This is a genomic window from Desulfurobacterium atlanticum (assembly GCF_900188395.1).
Lineage (GTDB): Bacteria > Aquificota > Aquificia > Desulfurobacteriales > Desulfurobacteriaceae > Desulfurobacterium_A > Desulfurobacterium_A atlanticum.
Genome location: NZ_FZOB01000015.1, coordinates 1 through 16372, shown reverse-complemented (window position 1 = coordinate 16372; position 16372 = coordinate 1). Strand labels below are relative to the sequence as shown.

Annotated in this window: 15 protein-coding genes; 13 read left to right on the top strand and 2 right to left on the bottom strand. The window is 35.1% G+C overall.

Annotation, left to right across the window (positions count from 1 at the left end; genetic code table 11):
* Positions 1–9 precede the first annotated feature (9 nt).
* The 9 genes from hmdB to truD all read left to right on the top strand — a co-directional run bounded on the left by hmdB (position 10) and on the right by truD (position 8117).
* Positions 10–876 carry a 5,10-methenyltetrahydromethanopterin hydrogenase cofactor biosynthesis protein HmdB gene (gene hmdB, locus CHB58_RS08250; protein WP_089323635.1) on the top strand — a complete coding sequence of 289 codons (867 nt, stop codon included), beginning with the start codon at positions 10–12 and terminating at the stop codon, positions 874–876.
* Entirely contained in the window at positions 851–2029 is a 1179-nt protein-coding gene (locus tag CHB58_RS08245; RefSeq protein ID WP_089323634.1) for a FeGP cofactor biosynthesis guanylyltransferase HcgB family protein, read from the top strand. The genes hmdB and CHB58_RS08245 overlap by 26 nt, the downstream gene beginning before the upstream one ends.
* The gene (locus tag CHB58_RS08240; RefSeq protein WP_089323633.1) at positions 2010–2699 is read left to right on the top strand and encodes a Nif3-like dinuclear metal center hexameric protein; all 690 of its coding nucleotides are present in this window, start codon (positions 2010–2012) and stop codon (positions 2697–2699) included. The genes CHB58_RS08245 and CHB58_RS08240 overlap by 20 nt, the downstream gene beginning before the upstream one ends.
* Positions 2662–3141, top strand: coding sequence for a FeGP cofactor biosynthesis protein HcgF family protein (locus CHB58_RS08235; protein WP_089323632.1), 480 nt, complete (start codon positions 2662–2664; stop codon positions 3139–3141). Before CHB58_RS08240 ends, CHB58_RS08235 begins: the two co-directional genes overlap by 38 nt.
* A gap of 4 nt (positions 3142–3145) precedes the next feature.
* The gene (locus CHB58_RS08230) at positions 3146–3805 is read left to right on the top strand and encodes a ThiF family adenylyltransferase (protein WP_089323631.1); all 660 of its coding nucleotides are present in this window, start codon (positions 3146–3148) and stop codon (positions 3803–3805) included.
* Positions 3802–5325 (top strand): 5,10-methenyltetrahydromethanopterin hydrogenase cofactor biosynthesis protein HmdC, encoded by a 1524-nt coding sequence (gene hmdC, locus CHB58_RS08225; protein WP_089323630.1) that lies wholly within the window; start codon positions 3802–3804, stop codon positions 5323–5325. Before CHB58_RS08230 ends, hmdC begins: the two co-directional genes overlap by 4 nt.
* Positions 5326–5377: 52 nt before the next feature.
* A complete protein-coding gene (locus tag CHB58_RS08220; RefSeq protein WP_089323629.1) occupies positions 5378–5998 on the top strand; it encodes a hypothetical protein in 621 nt (206 codons plus the stop codon).
* A 212-nt stretch (positions 5999–6210) separates the two neighbouring features.
* Positions 6211–7248 (top strand): dual-specificity RNA methyltransferase RlmN, encoded by a 1038-nt coding sequence (rlmN, locus tag CHB58_RS08215; RefSeq protein WP_089323628.1) that lies wholly within the window; start codon positions 6211–6213, stop codon positions 7246–7248.
* Positions 7245–8117 (top strand): tRNA pseudouridine(13) synthase TruD, encoded by an 873-nt coding sequence (gene truD, locus CHB58_RS08210; RefSeq protein ID WP_089323627.1) that lies wholly within the window; start codon positions 7245–7247, stop codon positions 8115–8117. The genes rlmN and truD overlap by 4 nt, the downstream gene beginning before the upstream one ends.
* Here truD and mtaB read toward each other — a convergent pair.
* A complete protein-coding gene (mtaB, locus tag CHB58_RS08205; protein ID WP_089323626.1) occupies positions 8086–9381 on the bottom strand; it encodes a tRNA (N(6)-L-threonylcarbamoyladenosine(37)-C(2))-methylthiotransferase MtaB in 1296 nt (431 codons plus the stop codon). The genes truD and mtaB overlap by 32 nt on opposite strands.
* Positions 9382–9472: 91 nt before the next feature.
* Positions 9473–10075 (bottom strand): alpha/beta fold hydrolase, encoded by a 603-nt coding sequence (locus CHB58_RS08200; protein ID WP_089323625.1) that lies wholly within the window; start codon positions 10073–10075, stop codon positions 9473–9475.
* Between the two features lie 97 nt (positions 10076–10172).
* Here CHB58_RS08200 and CHB58_RS08195 point away from each other — a divergent pair, with 97 nt between their 5' ends.
* Genes CHB58_RS08195 through CHB58_RS08180 form a run of 4 tightly spaced genes read left to right on the top strand, consistent with a single transcriptional unit; the run spans position 10173 to position 16197 of the window.
* Positions 10173–11783 (top strand): EAL domain-containing protein, encoded by a 1611-nt coding sequence (locus CHB58_RS08195; protein WP_180706465.1) that lies wholly within the window; start codon positions 10173–10175, stop codon positions 11781–11783.
* A gap of 41 nt (positions 11784–11824) precedes the next feature.
* Positions 11825–12490, top strand: a complete 666-nt coding sequence (recO, locus tag CHB58_RS08190) for a DNA repair protein RecO (RefSeq protein WP_089323623.1) — start codon at positions 11825–11827, stop codon at positions 12488–12490.
* On the top strand, positions 12468–15227 hold the full coding sequence (locus tag CHB58_RS08185) for a UvrD-helicase domain-containing protein (protein WP_089323622.1): 2760 nt from the start codon (positions 12468–12470) through the stop codon (positions 15225–15227). Before recO ends, CHB58_RS08185 begins: the two co-directional genes overlap by 23 nt.
* On the top strand, positions 15220–16197 hold the full coding sequence (locus tag CHB58_RS08180) for a YeiH family protein (RefSeq protein ID WP_089323621.1): 978 nt from the start codon (positions 15220–15222) through the stop codon (positions 16195–16197). The genes CHB58_RS08185 and CHB58_RS08180 overlap by 8 nt, the downstream gene beginning before the upstream one ends.
* The last annotated feature ends 175 nt before the right edge of the window (positions 16198–16372 follow it).

Sequence of the window (16372 nt, the reverse complement as noted above, 5' to 3'; positions counted from 1 at the left end):
AAAAGTTTTATGATAGAGATAACGTCAACTATTCATGTTAGCAATTACTGTTCTTTTATATGCAGATGTGCCTACTGTGGATTTGCAGTAGGTACATCCTTTGATGGATATTTTTTCCTTACAGAGAAAAAAAGAAAAGAGATAAAAGAAGCAGCGATTTTCATTGAAAAAAGCGGAATTAAAAGAGTAAGCGTATCTGCTGGTTACGGAAACTTTAAAAAGGTTCTCTCTGCCCTTGAAATAATAAAAGAATTCACAAAGCTAAAAGTTTTAATAAACATTGGCGGTGATTTAAATAAAGAAAGGATAAAACTTCTTAAAATTACGGGCGTTGATACAATATGTTGCAATCTTGAAACGATGAATAAAAATCTGTTTAAAAAACTAAAACCTGATGATTCTTTAGAGCAACGTATGAAGGTATGTTTTCTTGTAAAGGAATCTGGCATTGAACTTTCAAGCGGTATTCTTGTCGGTATAGGTGAAAGTGATGAAGATAGAAAAATCCATATTCAGTTTTTGAAAGAGATAGAGGTTGATGAAGTTCCTGTAATGGGTTTTCATCCTTACAAAAATACGCCAATGGAAGATTCCCCCTTTGCACCTTTAAAACTTCAATTAAAGGTTATAAAAGAGGTAAAAGAAATTATACCTAATCTTAAAAGACTTACCGTTCCATTTCCAACTATCGGAAAAGATGGAGTAATTCCGGCTGTAAAAAGCGGAGCAACAAACATAGCCACAGTAGTTCCAAAAGATTATCCCCTGCTGATTAAAGGAGTTGGTTCTCCTACCGTTGGCATCCTGGAAGAGATTTTACCAATCTTAGAAAAAGAGGGCTTTGAAACAGATGTCAGAAAACCTCTATCCGTTTAAGAAAGGGTTTCTTGAGTCAATCTCGGGAAACAGAAAAGGCGATAAAAAAGAGGAAACAGCAGCTATTAAAAAACTGATACTAAACAGTAAAATTGGAATAGTAACAGATAACGTAGAAAAGTTTAAAGCTTTTAAGCACGCACTTTCAATGTTTGGGATAAAAAAGGTTGAAAAAATATCCATACCTACAGAATACTTTGATTTAACACAAATTCCGGCTCTTTCAAAGGCACTTTCCGGGAAATATGTCTCAGACTGTGAACTTTTTATTGCAAGGGGAAGACTTGGCCTGCCTGGTTCGGGGGCTTTTACCGTTATTGTTGACAGGTACAGCAACATACTTTCTGCTGTTTCCTCTCCTCCCCACCACTTTCACCGGCTTTCAACAGAAACTGCAATTTTCCTTGACACTATCAATCTCTTAAAAAGGGTGGGAATAACCCCATCTCATCGTGGAATCACAAGGAAAACAAAAACCGTTTACTCAAATCTATCTTTTTTAGATATTGCCAGAGAAATTTCAAGAAAAAAAGCAGAAACTTTAAAAAACTTCAGAGGAAAAAATCTCCTAATCGTCGGAGGATACCTTGACGGTATCTTTATAGGAGAATTTCTCAAAAAGAACTTTGAAAACATCTTTCTTATAGATAAAGAGAAAGAAGTTGAGAAGATTTCACCTTTCAAAAAACCGTGTGGAAAAACTGTATTTGACCTGATTATTGACCTTACCGGTTTTGGTGGTGCAAAGGTTAACCGCAGAAAGGTTGAAGGATTTAAAGGAAAAATCGTGATCTGTGAAGAACCTTCAGCTGATATGCTGCTACCTGCAGAAAAAGAAGCAGATTTTAAGATAAAACTTAAAAGTGAAAATTATAAAACTTCTGGAACTATGACTCTTTCGGTGAAAATTGCAAGGAAAACAGCCGACAGGATTGAAGAGGAAAACGGAGTTCTTTACGCAGTACCAAACCTGCTTTTTTCTGAAAATATTCTTTTCAATTTTAAAAATGGCAATTCATTTCTTGAGATAACAACGATGTTTCCGGTAATTACCGTATCTTGTGTTTCCAACGCAGAAGTAGATGGGAATTATATAGATAAGGTAATAAACCAGACCATAGAGGAGCTTAAATTTGAACTGGTATCAGTTTGAAAATTTCATTAGAGAACTTGTTCCTGAAAATTATAAAATGAAAGGGGATTTTTACGGCTGGTACGGGAAGAAGAAGCCTGAACAAATAAACAAAGTAGCTGTTGTTGTTGACCTTTTACCGTTTTGCAATTTTTCCAGCTACGATGTTGTTATTTCTCACCATAAACCTTTTTTTACACCCGATTTTCCGGTTTTTGTTGTTCATACACCACTTGACTTTATAGAATGGGGATGTCATTTTCAGCTTGCGAAAAATTTCGGATTCACTGAAATTAAAAAGTTTGATTCCAGCATAGGAGTTTACGTTGAAAAAGAGACGGATGTAAAAGAGCTTCTTGAAAATGCGATAAAAACCTTATCTCCAGAACCTATAAACTACTATTTCCCGTCTGAAAGAGTAAAAAAAATCGCCTTTTTTAGCGGCTGTGGATTCAATTTTCCTTTGTTCATTGAGAAAGTAATTGGAGAAAATATTGATATGGTGATATCCGGAGACCTCGTTCACCACACGGCTGTTAGATTTTCTGTTAATAAAATCGGTTACATAGATATAGGACATTATAAAAGCGAAATTCCTGGAATAAAAGAGTTCATAAAAAGAATTCAGAGAAAATTAACAGCGGAGTTTGTAGATGCCAAAATCCCACAATTTCACCTTTGTCTCTGCTGAATGCTTTACCCACTGCGAAATAGGAATGACCGTTCATAAACTTTCCGCTCCCTATGTTAGAAATCCACTTCCAATATCTGTTATTTCCGTTCTTTTCATCCCTTCTGTTGAAACAGCAAAGATATTTTTAGATGCAAAACTTCCAAAACCTTCTTTTACGTTAAAGGGTATTAAAGTTTACAATGAACAGGAAAACATAAAAGTAACCCGTGAACTCTCAACGGCGCTGAAAATAAAGACAAAAGCAGATATCTGCGTTGCTTCAAGTGCAGGAAACGGAAAGGGTATTGTTACAATTCTTTTTAAAGATAAGTTTTACACGATAGAAACTGAAACACAGATAGAAGACTTTGCAAAAGCTACTTTAAAAGAGATAGAGCGGCGAAAGAAGGAAGCTGTGGAAAAAACAATTAAATTTTTAAAAGAGCTTATGAAGGAGTAAACTTATGGATAAAGTTGAATTACTTGAAAGAACACTGATACCTTCTGGAAAAATCGTTTTCTTAGGAGCTGGAAGACTTGGAATCAGAGTGTTTGAAAGAATTTTAATGACCCATCGGGGAGGATTTAGACACATTGTGATTTACGATGGTGGGACAATAGAGGAAAACGATTACTACCACATAGAAAAAGGAGCTATTCCAAAAGAAAACAAAGCATCCTTTCTAAAAAGAAAATTTCTAACTCCCGATACAAAATATAAAGAGATAGAAGCATACCCTTTCAACTTTTCTGCTGAAAACCTTAAAGAACTTAAAGGAGCGGATATAGTCGTTTCAACAATAGCAGGAGGAAACACTCTCCCTCTTATTTCTGAAATTATAAAATTTTGCCACAAATTGGAAATTCCGTTTATTACAACAAACGGAGTTTTCGGTTTTGGAGATGAAAAAATTGGAGTTTACAGAGGACTTTCATCTGTGGAAAAAGGACCGGCACTTTTTCTAAAGAAATTTAACCTTCCTGAAAACCTGAAAAATGTACTTTTTATAGGAACGGGGATTTTAATAAAAGAGAAATTACCAATTTCATCTGTAATCCTTGACAGAATAGCTGATACCATGGCAGTAGAAATTTTGAGAGAGTTTTACAGGAGAAAGAAATGAGAGAGCTGATAGACAGAGTGCTTGATGGAGATTGTTCAGCTATTTTAAACCTTGAAACTGAAGGAAAACAAAATCTTAATGAATTGAAAGAAAATATAGAAATGCTCACTGATCAGGAACTTTCAAAATTGGGGCAGATTTACAAATCCTTTCCGTTTGGATGTGATTTAAATGAAATCCTTGTGGATGTAATAAGCAGCAAGCAGTCCCTTGCAGAGATAAAGGGCAGTTTTAGGTTAGTTGACAGGCTGGGTTTTCCTGTTCATGTTTGCTCTTACGCCATTGCTGATATAGCGGAAAAGCTTGAAAAAACTCCTTTCGCTCTTATGGAAGAGTTAAGAAAACTAACAGATATGCCAATTGATGTTGATCATTTTGGAAAGTATGGACCGATGCGATATCCTGAAGAGATTGTAAACTGTCCTGCTGATTGTTACAGAACCGGAAAGCCTTTTAATGGATGTCCAAGAGGCAGAATCCATAAAAGATTGATTGAAAAGGAAAAAGCAAACGAAGAAGAGATGGAAAAGTGGTTCTCAATCTGCCAGTCTATAAGTGTAAGTTTTATGAGTTTTCAGAAAAACACCTCTCATGCCGCTCCGCCGGACGAAACTCTTTATGTAATAGAGAAAGCCAGAAGTTCTGGAAAAGGAGTAGGTGCAATAATATGTGTTGGAGACGGGAAAGATGAGCTTATAAAAGGATTGAAAGCGTGTATTGATTACGAAATTGATGAAATAGTTATAGAAGGTGGACCTTATAACTGTGCAAAAAACAGAGTAAGAGCCTTTGGTGAAGCTGTTGTTATGGCTAGGATTGTTTCAAAAGGAAAGATAGTTGCCACAAATGGACAGTATGAAGATGAGTTAAGATTTGGTTTGAAATGTGGGCTTAACAGTGTTATCAGTGGATTTCCCGGAAATCACCACGCGTATATGTCAGGCTACATGCCTTATGAAGCAACAGTTGAAAAATTTGGACTACCGAAAGTTATGGAAATAATGGCAGAAGAAATTGAAGATTCTCCGTTTCCTGTGCCTGCTGACAGGACTGTCTCTGAAGTAATAGTAAAATCTGCCAATTTTCTCGGAAAGGAAAACATCTATCCACTTAAGAAGATAGGTGGAGTATTTGTAGGAGATGCCCACTGGTTTCTACTTCTAAACTCACCTCTTGGCGAAAAGAATAAACCTGAAATGACCGTTGATGAACTGGCTGACCGGATTAAAGATAAGAAAATAAAGAGTCTCGGAATTATCGGTGGAAGGTTTATTAGCTGGGTAATAGCGGAGAAAGTAGCCAGATTTGTTGATAGTATATACATAAGCGATAAAAATCAGGATGTTGAAAAATTCACAGTAGAACATCTAAAGAAACTTTTTTCTGTAAAAATTGAGAGATGTTACGGAGATGATAAACTATGTGTAAATCGTTCTCAATTAACGGTTTTAGCATCTTTTATCCCTTCTCTTATAAAGAAGTTTAGAAAGTTGGAAGGTGTGTTAACCCTTGAAGATTAGCCTGTGTGGTATATAATCAAATTTCAAATAAAAGCTTTTAAGGAGTGTAAGGATGAAAAAACAGACAGCTCTTTTTCTGTGTCTTGCTGCCTCTGTTGCAGTTGCAGGATGTGGAAAAAAAAGTGAAACTCAGGAGAAAGAAACAACTTCAATGAATATGCCTGCAGGAGAACTTCCACCGGGGCACCCACCAATCGGAAATCAAACACAGCTTCCGCCAGGACACCCACCAATAAACGGAACCATGGGTATGCCTCCTCAGGGAATGATGGGAATGGGGCAGATGCAACCTGGAATGCATCCTGAAACGATGACAAAGCTTACAAAACCGGTCAACATACCTGAAGAGGTGAAAAAAACATGGAAATTTGCCGATGTTGTGATTATTGATAAAACAACCGGAAAAGTTGTAAAAGAAGCAAAGGTAAAAGCTGGCGATAAAATAAAAATAGGAAACACAGAAATAGATATTCTCTACATCGTTCCAGACCTTAAACTCATGAACAACGAATACACTTCCGCTACAAACGAACCGAACAACCCTGCGGTCATCGTAAGAGCAAAAGAAAACGGCAAAGTGACCTATGAAGGTCCTATATACCAGAAATTCCAGATTTTCACAATCAACAATCCTAAATATGAGCTTGGTGTAAAAGCTGTTCTTAAAGGATAAACTACAAAATAGGAAGGGATTTTTTCCCTTCCGCTTATTGACTCAAGAGCTTCTCAGCTATATTTTCCTTCTCAGTAAATTTTATTAAGGGTTAAGAATGTTCTGGTTAAATCTTCTACTTGTAGTTATTGTTGCCGTTCTATTCATCACTGCCACATCCTGGGGCATATACAAGACTTACAAACTACATAGAACCTACAGGGAGAACAAAGGTGACCGACCTTAAATCCCTTACATTTCCAGAACTTGAAAAATTTGTGCTTTCTGAAGGTTTAAAAAAATACCGCGCCGTTCAGATAGCAAGGTGGCTTTATAAAAAACTTGTTACAGACTTTGACCAGATGACAGATATATCAAAAGAAGACAGAGAAAAACTAAAAAAGAAAGCAAAAATATATAATCTTAAAATTCTAAAAAAGGAAAAATCTTCAGACGGCACGGTAAAATATCTCTTTGAACTTGAAGATGGAAACCGAATAGAATCGGTTTTTATTCCAGAAGAAGGATGGAACACAATATGTATATCAACTCAGGTTGGATGTCCTGTCGGATGTGCCTTTTGCCTTACAGCAAAAGATGGCTTTACAAGAAACTTAACAACCTCTGAGATTGTTGACCAGTATATAAGTGTTCAAAGGGATATTGGTGCAGAGAAAAGAATTTCCAACATAGTCTTCATGGGAATGGGAGAACCTTTGCTTAATTTTGAAAATCTTAAAAAAAGTATAGAGATTTTCACAGATGACAGAATGCTCGGACTTTCAACAAGGAAAATAACAGTTTCTACCTGCGGAATAATACCGGGAATACGAAAAATGGCAAAAGAACTTCCAAAAATAAAGCTTGCCCTCTCTCTTCACGCAACCGATGATAATACAAGAAACAAGCTTATACCGTTAAATGAACGCTATCCAATAAAAGAGATAATGAAAGAGCTTAAAAATTACCCGGCAAACAACGTAAGAAGAATAATGATTGAATACCTTATAATGGAGGGAATAAACGATTCTGTAGAAGACGCAAAAAGACTGATTAAACTTGTTAAAGGAATTCCTGTAAAGATAAACATTATTCCGTTTAATGAGTATCCCGGTTCGCCGTTTAAAAGGCCTCCCAGAGAAAAGATAGAGGTTTTCCAGAAGACTCTCTGGGATGCAGGAATAGCAACATTTATAAGAGACTCAAGGGGACAGGACATATCAGCCGCTTGCGGTATGTTAAGGGCAAAAGAGAAGGACAAAGCTGTATGATCAAATTTAACTGGAAACGAACAGAGCCGGAAGACTTTATAGTTAAAGAGATTGCTGAACATGAGATAAGCGAAAACGGAAAGCATTTTCTTTATCTTCTCGTAAAAAGAAACCTTACAACCAAAGAGCTGGCAAGAAAGCTTAACTTCAGCTATGCGGGAATGAAAGATAAAATCTCTATTTCTTCACAGTTTATAACTTTTGAAACATTTAAAGGAGATTTTTTAAAAAAAACTTTAAAAAAAGATAGCTGGTTTATTCTAAAATTCATCGGTAGAAAAAGCAAGAAACTAAAAGTGGGACAGCTAAAAGGGAATAGATTTGCCATTAATCTTAAAAACCTTGAAATATCCGAAAAAAGCTGGTTCATAAACTATTATGATATTCAAAGATTGAAAAGAAACAAAGATAAAGGAAAGGAACTACTGAGAAAGTTAATCGGTTCTCCTGAAAAAAAACTGAAATGGATTGAAAACTTTTACATAGATTCTTATCTGAGCTTTCTCTGGAACAAAAGCCTTGAAACATATTTAAAAGAGAAAACCGAAGGATACTTTATTGCAGAAGCGGAAGAAGAATTCTTCATTCCAGAAAACATTGACATCTCAAAATTACCAAAATTCTGGACTATACTGGGATATAAAAAGAAACTTCTTGAATCAGAACTTTATTACAGTACCGTTCTTCAGAAAGAAGGTTTTTCGCTAAATGAATTTTTAAGCCTTCTTAAACATCTGAAAATAAAAGGGGATTACAGAATGACCTATATAAATGTAAAAGAACTTAAAAAAATTGGCAATCACATTTTTTTCTATTTGCCAAAAGGAGCTTACGCCACTATGTTTTTAAAGCATCTTCAGAAACAATGACTCCTCTGTTATCTTCCCTCTCCTTTCCAACTTCCGTTAGCTTCACCTTTAAAAATTTTTCGTTGCCCGCAGGCTTATCAACTTTAATATGGATGTAATTACCGCTTAAAACAACAGTTCCCCCTTCCTCTCCAAGAGGCACACATTCAAGGAATTTTCCTTTAAATCTCTCTCTAAATTTGAAACTTTTATCCCTGCCAAGCTCTATAAGTTTTTCCGACCGCTCTTTTTTAATACTGTCTTTTACTTTACCTTCCATAAAATACGCCCTGGTTCCCTTTCTTTCAGAGTATGGAAAAACATGAAGATATCCGACAGGTAAATCGTTCAGCAAGGAAAACGTTTCCATAAAATCACACTCCTCTTCTCCAGGGAAACCTACCATCACATCTGTCCCGATACAAACATCTTTTTTAATCTGAGTCAACTTTTCAACAAGTGAAAAGAAATAATCTCTGGTGTATCTTCTTCTCATAAGCTGAAGAATTTTATTACTACCACTTTGAAGGGGTATATGAAAATGCGAAACTATCTTTTCAGAAGTTACAACTTCTATCAATTCTTCAGTAAACTCCTGTGGTTCTATAGAGCTTAACCTTATTCTAAACCTTCCAGGAATCTTTATTAACTCTTTCAGAAGTTTAGCAAGTGAATAATCCATATCTTTACCGTAAGCTCCAAGGTGTGTGCCGGTTAAAACTATTTCACTGTATCCCCTTTCTATTAAAAGTTTAATGTGTTCTATCACTTTTTCCGGACGTTCGCTGAGATACTTTCCTCTTGCTTTAGGTATGATGCAGTAGGAACAGAAAGATTCACACCCCTGCTGAATTTTAACAAAAGCTCTGCTCTTTCTGCCGTAATCAAGATTAACAAGCGGGAAAAATTTTACCTCATTCCATACACCGCAAACCAACTTTTGCTTTCTAAAATTCTCCACAATTTCAACCATTCTAAACTTTTCAACATTTCCGGTAATTATGTCAGCTTCTTTAACTTTCTCTACCTCTTCAGGATAAACTTCACTGTAGCATCCCGTAACAACCACAACTCCTTCAGGATTTTTTCTCTTTGCTTTTCTTACAGCCTTCCTTGATTTTGCATCTGCTGTTGAAGTTACCGTACAGGTATTTATGATGTAAATATCTGCCACCTCATCAAAAGGAACTATCTGATAGCCTTTATTTTTAAACTGTTCCTGCATATAGGCGGTCTCATGAAAATTCATCTTACAACCAAGTGTGTAAAACGCTACTTTTTTCATGAATCAATCCTTTCCAAAAAGATGTTGAGTTTGTATGTAAAATCTCCTATTAAAGTTGCTTTTCAACCGAAAAATCTTCTAAAGCCCACACTTAAATACCACCAAAAATATAATGCTCTTTTCCAGGATAAACCTTCAAAGTGGCTTTTGGAAGATACCTAAACACCTGGAACGCTCCCTGTAAAGTTGTAATTTTATCCTTCTGACCAACATAAATTGAAACGGGAACGTTTATCTTAGGAAGAATATCAGAAATATCAAGTTTCATGAAACTTTCAAGGAGTGTTATAGCTTTTTCTTTCTCAGGAAGTGGAACATCTCCATCAAACCTGCACTCCTTTCTAAACCACTTAACAGTTCTCTCATAATCCCTTCTCAGTTTTCTTAAAAAATTTTTACAAACAATTGGATTTTGAGAAACCTTACAAAAAGATGGAGTAGGAGAAAAAAGGACAAGTCTCTCAATCTTTGCAGGAAAATAGAACGCTAAAAGCAAAGCTACCGTTGCACCAATAGACCATCCTACAACAGTCCCACCGGAAACCACTTCACCCATTTCAAAAGCAAGTTTCTCTAAATCGGTCTCTTTAAACGGAGATTCCCCGTGACCTGGAAGTTCAAAATGGTGAAATTTCTCAAACTCTGTATTTCTCCATACACTTTTATCAAAAGACCAGCCATGAATAGTAAACATTCCTTCTCCTGAGTTCATTTTAGATAGTTCCCAAGATTGATAATCATCATCAAAAAATATTATAATTCAAAATTAGGAAAAACCTATGGAGAATAGGATGACAGAAGAAAAATTAAAGGTCTGGGAAAAACTAAAAAAACCTGTCCTTGTAGTAAAACCAGATAGAGAAATCATCTATTCAAATGAAGCTTTCAGAGAAATTTTCAATACTGAAAATCCATCAAATGGAACCTGCAGTCAGATAATATTTGGAAAACTTGAGTGTGAAGATGATTCCATTAACTGTCCTTTAACAATCCTTCAACCTGAAAACAGGTATTCGTGCACCATCTTAAAAACCATAAATGAGAAAGATTATTTAATAGAATGCTTTAAGGAAAGAGAAGGAGTAGTTTTTATATTCACAGACGTTACAGAAATAGTCAAAGAGTTCGGAAAACAAAAAGTTGAAGATATCAAAAGATTTTCTGACGCTCTTATAAAAGAAGTGGAAAATAATGAAAAAACATTTTTAACCTTAATATCCATAGGAAACTACGATGAGCTTGTAAAAATTTACGGGATTGAAACAGCAATTGTAATGTTTGGAAAACTTGAAGCTAAAGTGAAAGAATTGCTTGTAAACATGAATTTAACCCATGGTAGTGAATGTTTATCTGTTACAAACGGTTCTCTTGTTATTCTTTTCAAAAATGGCTTCTCAATCGGAGAAATTATAGAGATTGAAGAAAAAATTATGTCCATGCTTTCAGATTTTGAGATTGAAGCTGCCGATGAAAATATACTTTTAACAACAATCCTTGTAACACTTCAGCTAAAAAAGGAAGAATTCAGCACAACTTCTGACCTTATCTCCTCCATGTTACTAACAAAATCAAAACTGTCTCTTGTAAATGAGAAGAAAGCAAGTCTTGAAACCATTGCTGAACTTGAGAAATTCATACAGGAAAAGCGAAAAAAGCTGAAACTTATTCTGGAAAGTCTGAGAGAAGATAAAATAGATGTTTATTTCCAGCCGATAGTTGACCTTAGAACTGGAAAGATAAACCATTTTGAAGTGCTTATGAGAGTAATACAGGATGATAAAGTAATATCAGCCGGTTACTTTATAGACGAACTTTATGAAAACAATTTAAGTATAGAGTGCGATTTAAAAGTGCTTCAAAAGCTTCTAACATACAGAGAAATACTTGCTCAGTTAAAGTGCCCGATAAACATAAACATTTCCCACAGATCTCTCGGTTCAGCACTTTACAGAGATGCTTTCTCAAAAACCGTTCAGTTTCTTCAAAATGCTGGCATAAAAGTAAATGTTGAAATAACTGAGCAGGTCCTTTTTGACAACTTTAAAATCCTTGAAATAGCAAGTAGAGACCTTGACTTTCTTATTTATATAGACGATTTTGGAAGTGGCTACTCTTCATTCCGTCTTGTAGCTGAACTTGTGAAAAGAGGTATGCTTGCAGGAATAAAAATAGACGGTTCCTTAATAAAAAATATAGAAAATGATGAAAACCTAAAAAAAGTAGTTTCCCTTATCTCTTTTATGACCGAAGTTTTTAATATAGATATAATAGCAGAGTATATAGAAAACGATAGAGTTGTAGAACTCCTTAAAAGTTTTAAGGTAAAGGAAGGGCAGGGATATTACTTTTCAAAACCTGTATCTATAAGGGAGATAGAAAACGTTGTAAGAAGATTTTCATAACTTCACTTGCCTTCACATGTTTATAAATTATAATTCCGACTATGGAAACTGAAGGAATTGTTCTAAAAAGAAAGATTTTGTCAGAAAAGCTTTCTCATTTAACAGTTTTCACTTTAAAACTTGGGAAAATCAACATTCTTTATAAGCCGTCTTTAAAAGAGTTTCCTCTTGCCGCTGAACCTTTTTCCATATCTATCTTCAAACTAAAGATTTTTGAAGAGAAAGCAGAAGCAGAAAATATAAAACTTATAAAACACCACTTTCCAGAAAATTTTAGTAAATTTAAATACCTTTCTCTATTATCTACTTATCTTGACAAAGCGGTGCTTGCTCCAAACAAAAAAATCTACCAGCTAACAAAATTTTATTTCAGTATAGATGAAAAATATCTTCTTGCTGCTACAATGTTTCTTGTAAAATTCTCATACTTTGAAGGAATTTTTCCTGTTTTAAAACAGTGCGTTTCCTGCGGTTCTTCCAAAATTGTCGCTTTCTCTTTAGAGAAAGGGGGAACTGTTTGTAAAATGTGTAAAAAAACTGATGATATAATCTGGGATAGAAGGTTAAGTTATCAGGCAGAACTGCTGCTTAAAAAACCGTTTAAAGCCTTTCCTGTAAAAGATACAGGTAAACTTAAAAAGATAAAAACAGTTTTTGAAAATCATCTATTTTACCGGGTGGAAGATGAAAAAACTATCAGAAGATAAGATAGCTGTTCTCAACTTCAACAAAGATGCTATCGTAGAAGCAAACGCCGGCACAGGAAAAACAAAACTTATAGTTGAAAAATTTATCACATATCTTGAGAAAGGCATTTCGGTAGATGAGATAGTTCTTATCACCTTTACAGAAGCAGCAGCCAAAGAGCTAAAAGACCGTGTTAAAAACAGAATATATGAAGAGATAAACAAGGGAAAACAGAATTTTGAAAAAGCTCTTTTATACCTTCCTTCTGCCCACATAAGCACAATCCACTCTTTCTGCTACGATCTCCTTAAAAGATTTGGAATAAGAAACGGGTATCTTGACATAGATTGTGAACAGATTACAGATATAGAGATTGAAGAACTTCTTGATGAAGCTGTTTACTCTATAATTGGAGAAACAGACCTTAAATTTCTTAAAAATCTTATAAATAAAATATCATCAGATTACGTTGATGGGCTCAAAACGGTTGTCAATTTTATTAAAACCAGCATAAAACACAGAACAAGATACGCTATTTTCAGAGAAAGTTTTTCTGTTGACAAAATGTTTGAATCTGTAATAGAAAGCTACAGGCGGATAGTCAGAGATTTTTCCTTCTCAGAAAAAGCTTTTAAAAATATGAAAAAAGAGAAAGAGATAGCCGAAAATCTTGTGTATCTCCTTAAAAAATCGTTTGAAAAGTATGAATTTCTTAAAAAAGAGAACAGAAAAATAGGTTACAACGACCTTCTTGAACTCACATACAAAATGGTTAAAGATGAAGATAACATAAGAGAGGAGATTGCAGAAAATTTCAAAGTGATAATTGTTGATGAGTTTCAGGATACAGACCCTCTTCAATGGAAAATTATAGAAACGTTAAAAGAAAAAACTTCCTCACCACCTGAAATTTTTGTCGTTGGAGACCCGAAACAGTCAATTTATAGATTCCGGTCAGCGGACATTTCAATATGGAAAGAAGCAACAGAAAAAATTAAGAACAAATTTTACTTAACAACCAACTATAGGAGCGGAAAAAATCTTTTAGAGATTTTCAACAAAACCTTTGACATTCTCTACAATAAAAGTGATAAACCCCTTGGAGTGGAGCTATCTTTTGAACCTTTTGAGGGAGTAATAGAAGGTGGTAAAGTTGAAACCATAATCTATGAAACCTACAACGAGAGAGAATTTGCAGAAAAAGCGCTAAAACTTACTTATGAAGATTCTTTAAAAGGACAGGTTGCTGTCATAGGAAGAAAAAGGCGGGACATTGAGAAGTTTGAGGAAGTTCTAAGAGAACACGGTATAACTTACTCAACAGTAGGAACAAATCCTTTTAACACTTACGGAATGAAGGAGTTTTTAAATCTTTTAAAATGGCTTAAGGACAAAGAAGATAAGAAATCTCTATTTCTGCTACTATCATCAAGATTTTGCGGACTTGACCACTATCAGACACTTTCCTTTATAAAAGAGGGAACTACAGGAAATCTCTCCCTTGACGAAAAGGTAAAAAAGTTTTTGGATACTGTTGAAGTCATAAGAAATAAAAAAGACAGAGAGCTCCACTCTGTTCTTTTAACAGAACTTCTTGAAATAACAGGATATATGGATATCCTGTCGGTAATTGATAGCGAATCTTACTTTAGCATTCTTGAACTTATAAAAGAAGTTTCCCGATTTGAAAAAGAAAACTACCTATCTTTTGATAAAATGGTTGAAGAGATAGAAAAACTTATGAATTCTCGGGAAAAAGCTGTTCAGAAAAGCCCTGAAAAGAGAAACGGCTATTTTCTTATGACAATACACGCCGCTAAAGGTCTTCAATTTGACACCGTTATCCTTCTACCCTGGGGAAGAAATCCACCCACAGGAAAATTCCTTTACACCAGTGTTGGATTTGGAGTTAAGCTGTTTCACATCCCTTCACAGGATAGGGAAACAGAAGAGGAAAAATTTGAAAGCAGTCCATTTTTCTATATGCTTAAAAAGGTTGACCAGTATCTTGATGAGATAGAATCAAAAAACCTTGTTTATGTTGCCATGACAAGGGCTAAAAACAGACTTATAACTGCACTATTACAAACAAAAAAGGAGCTGAAATTCCCTTACGGTAGCGACAACTCTCCGGTGGAGATATTTAAAAACTTTGTGGTTGATAAATTTCCAGAAATTGAAGAGAAAAAAAGAGAAGACGAAACATTTGAAGTTGTAGCAGAAAAGGAGATTAAAACAATCCCGGTAACCTATCCTACCAGAAAAGAAAATAAGGAAAAGTTTACAAATGAAAGAGGAACTCCAGCTCCTTACGGAATATCTCCTAAAGATTATGGAACAGCAGTCCACCTTTTATGTGAAGCATTTATAAAAGGTGCTGATAGGAAAAAAGCTATCTCCTATGCAACAACCAAATTTCAAGCTGTAAAAAATATATTAATCCCAAGACTTAACGAAATATTTGATTACCTTGAAAATGAACTGTCTTTTTTAAAAAATGCACAAACAGAAGTTGACGTAAAACACTTTAACAGCAAAGAGTTCTTATCAGGTAGAGTTGACATCATTTTAAAAGAAAAAGATTCAGTTGAAATATGGGACATTAAAACAGGATATATCAACGAAAACAGTATTGAAGAATACAAGAAACAGCTTAATTTTTATAAGCGCATTTTTGAAGCTTACGGTTTAAAAGTAAAAGCTCTGAAACTTCTCTTTATAGACGAGAAGAGCATCTTAGAGGTTAACAATGATTGACAGAAAGATAATTGACGGATTGACAGCGTGTGTTATCGTGGCTGTTATCTCAATTTTGTTTGGAAAATTACTTCCATCACTTGGTGCTGACAGTTTTGCAATCCTTCTCGGAATTATCGCAGGAAATACACTGGCAAAGGACAAAAGGTTTCAACCGGGAGTAAAGTTTGCCGAAAGTAAAATTCTCGCCCTTGCAATAGCCCTGCTTGGTATAGGTCTAAATCTAAATGCCCTTATAAAAGTGGGAATTAAAGGAATCCTTCTTGTCCTTTTACTTGTTCCCTTTGTTATCCTGACCAACTACATAATAGGCAGGTTACTTGGATTTTCTGAAAAGTTTTCACTTCTTATGGGAACAGGAAATGCGGTATGTGGCTCTTCGGCTATAGCAGCAGTTGCCCCAATTTTAAAGGCTGAAGAGGATGAAGTTGGTATTCCTGTTGCAGTTGTAAATCTTGTAGGAACAATATCCATGTTCCTTCTTCCCATTCTTGCTCTGAAAGTTTTTCATTATGATGTTATTAAAACAGGAGCGTTAATTGGTGGTGGTCTTCAATCCGTTGGACAGGTTGTTGTGGCCGGTTCATTTGTAAGTATTGAAGCAGCAAGATATGCAATTTTGTTTAAAATGGCAAGAGTTCTGATGATTGGTGTCATAGCAGTCGTCTTCTCCTATATTTTTGCAGGAGAGGGAACAGAGAGCACAAAAAAGAAATTTTCAGTTCCTCCATTTATAATCGCTTTTTTCCTTCTAAGCGTAATAGGTTCTTCCGGATATCTTCCAGTTAGTGTTATTCATCTTATAAAACTTGCAAGTGAGTATCTTCTTGTAGTGGCAATAGCAGGAATCGGAATGAGAATAAAATTTTCAGAGCTTCTTAAAGAAGGACCTCTTGCATTACTTTTCGGAATATCAGCATCAGTTTTACAGATTGCATTTCTAATAATACTAATTCATGTTTTGTTTTGAAGGGTTGACGGTAGGGGGTGAGCACATTCTCCCCACCCTTTTCCAATACCCCCAGCCTATTAGCCACCACAAAAACATCCTCAAGCAGCACAACAGGGAAACAAGCAACATTAAGATTAAACAAACAATCCAACTTACTCTTTAAAACCTCAAAAGGCGTTCTCCCATTCATACC

Bases quoted from the DNA above. Each gene is read 5' to 3' on its own strand.
- hmdB (WP_089323635.1), top strand. From the start codon at position 10: ATGATAGAGATAACGTCAACTATTCATGTTAGCAATTACTGTTCTTTT.
- CHB58_RS08245 (WP_089323634.1), top strand. From the start codon at position 851: ATGTCAGAAAACCTCTATCCGTTTAAGAAAGGGTTTCTTGAGTCAATC.
- CHB58_RS08235 (WP_089323632.1), top strand. From the start codon at position 2,662: ATGCCAAAATCCCACAATTTCACCTTTGTCTCTGCTGAATGCTTTACC.
- CHB58_RS08230 (WP_089323631.1), top strand. From the start codon at position 3,146: ATGGATAAAGTTGAATTACTTGAAAGAACACTGATACCTTCTGGAAAA.
- hmdC (WP_089323630.1), top strand. From the start codon at position 3,802: ATGAGAGAGCTGATAGACAGAGTGCTTGATGGAGATTGTTCAGCTATT.
- CHB58_RS08220 (WP_089323629.1), top strand. From the start codon at position 5,378: ATGAAAAAACAGACAGCTCTTTTTCTGTGTCTTGCTGCCTCTGTTGCA.
- truD (WP_089323627.1), top strand. From the start codon at position 7,245: ATGATCAAATTTAACTGGAAACGAACAGAGCCGGAAGACTTTATAGTT.
- mtaB (WP_089323626.1), bottom strand. From the start codon at position 9,381: ATGAAAAAAGTAGCGTTTTACACACTTGGTTGTAAGATGAATTTTCAT.
- CHB58_RS08200 (WP_089323625.1), bottom strand. From the start codon at position 10,075: ATGTTTACTATTCATGGCTGGTCTTTTGATAAAAGTGTATGGAGAAAT.
- CHB58_RS08195 (WP_180706465.1), top strand. From the start codon at position 10,173: ATGACAGAAGAAAAATTAAAGGTCTGGGAAAAACTAAAAAAACCTGTC.
- recO (WP_089323623.1), top strand. From the start codon at position 11,825: ATGGAAACTGAAGGAATTGTTCTAAAAAGAAAGATTTTGTCAGAAAAG.
- CHB58_RS08185 (WP_089323622.1), top strand. From the start codon at position 12,468: ATGAAAAAACTATCAGAAGATAAGATAGCTGTTCTCAACTTCAACAAA.
- CHB58_RS08180 (WP_089323621.1), top strand. From the start codon at position 15,220: ATGATTGACAGAAAGATAATTGACGGATTGACAGCGTGTGTTATCGTG.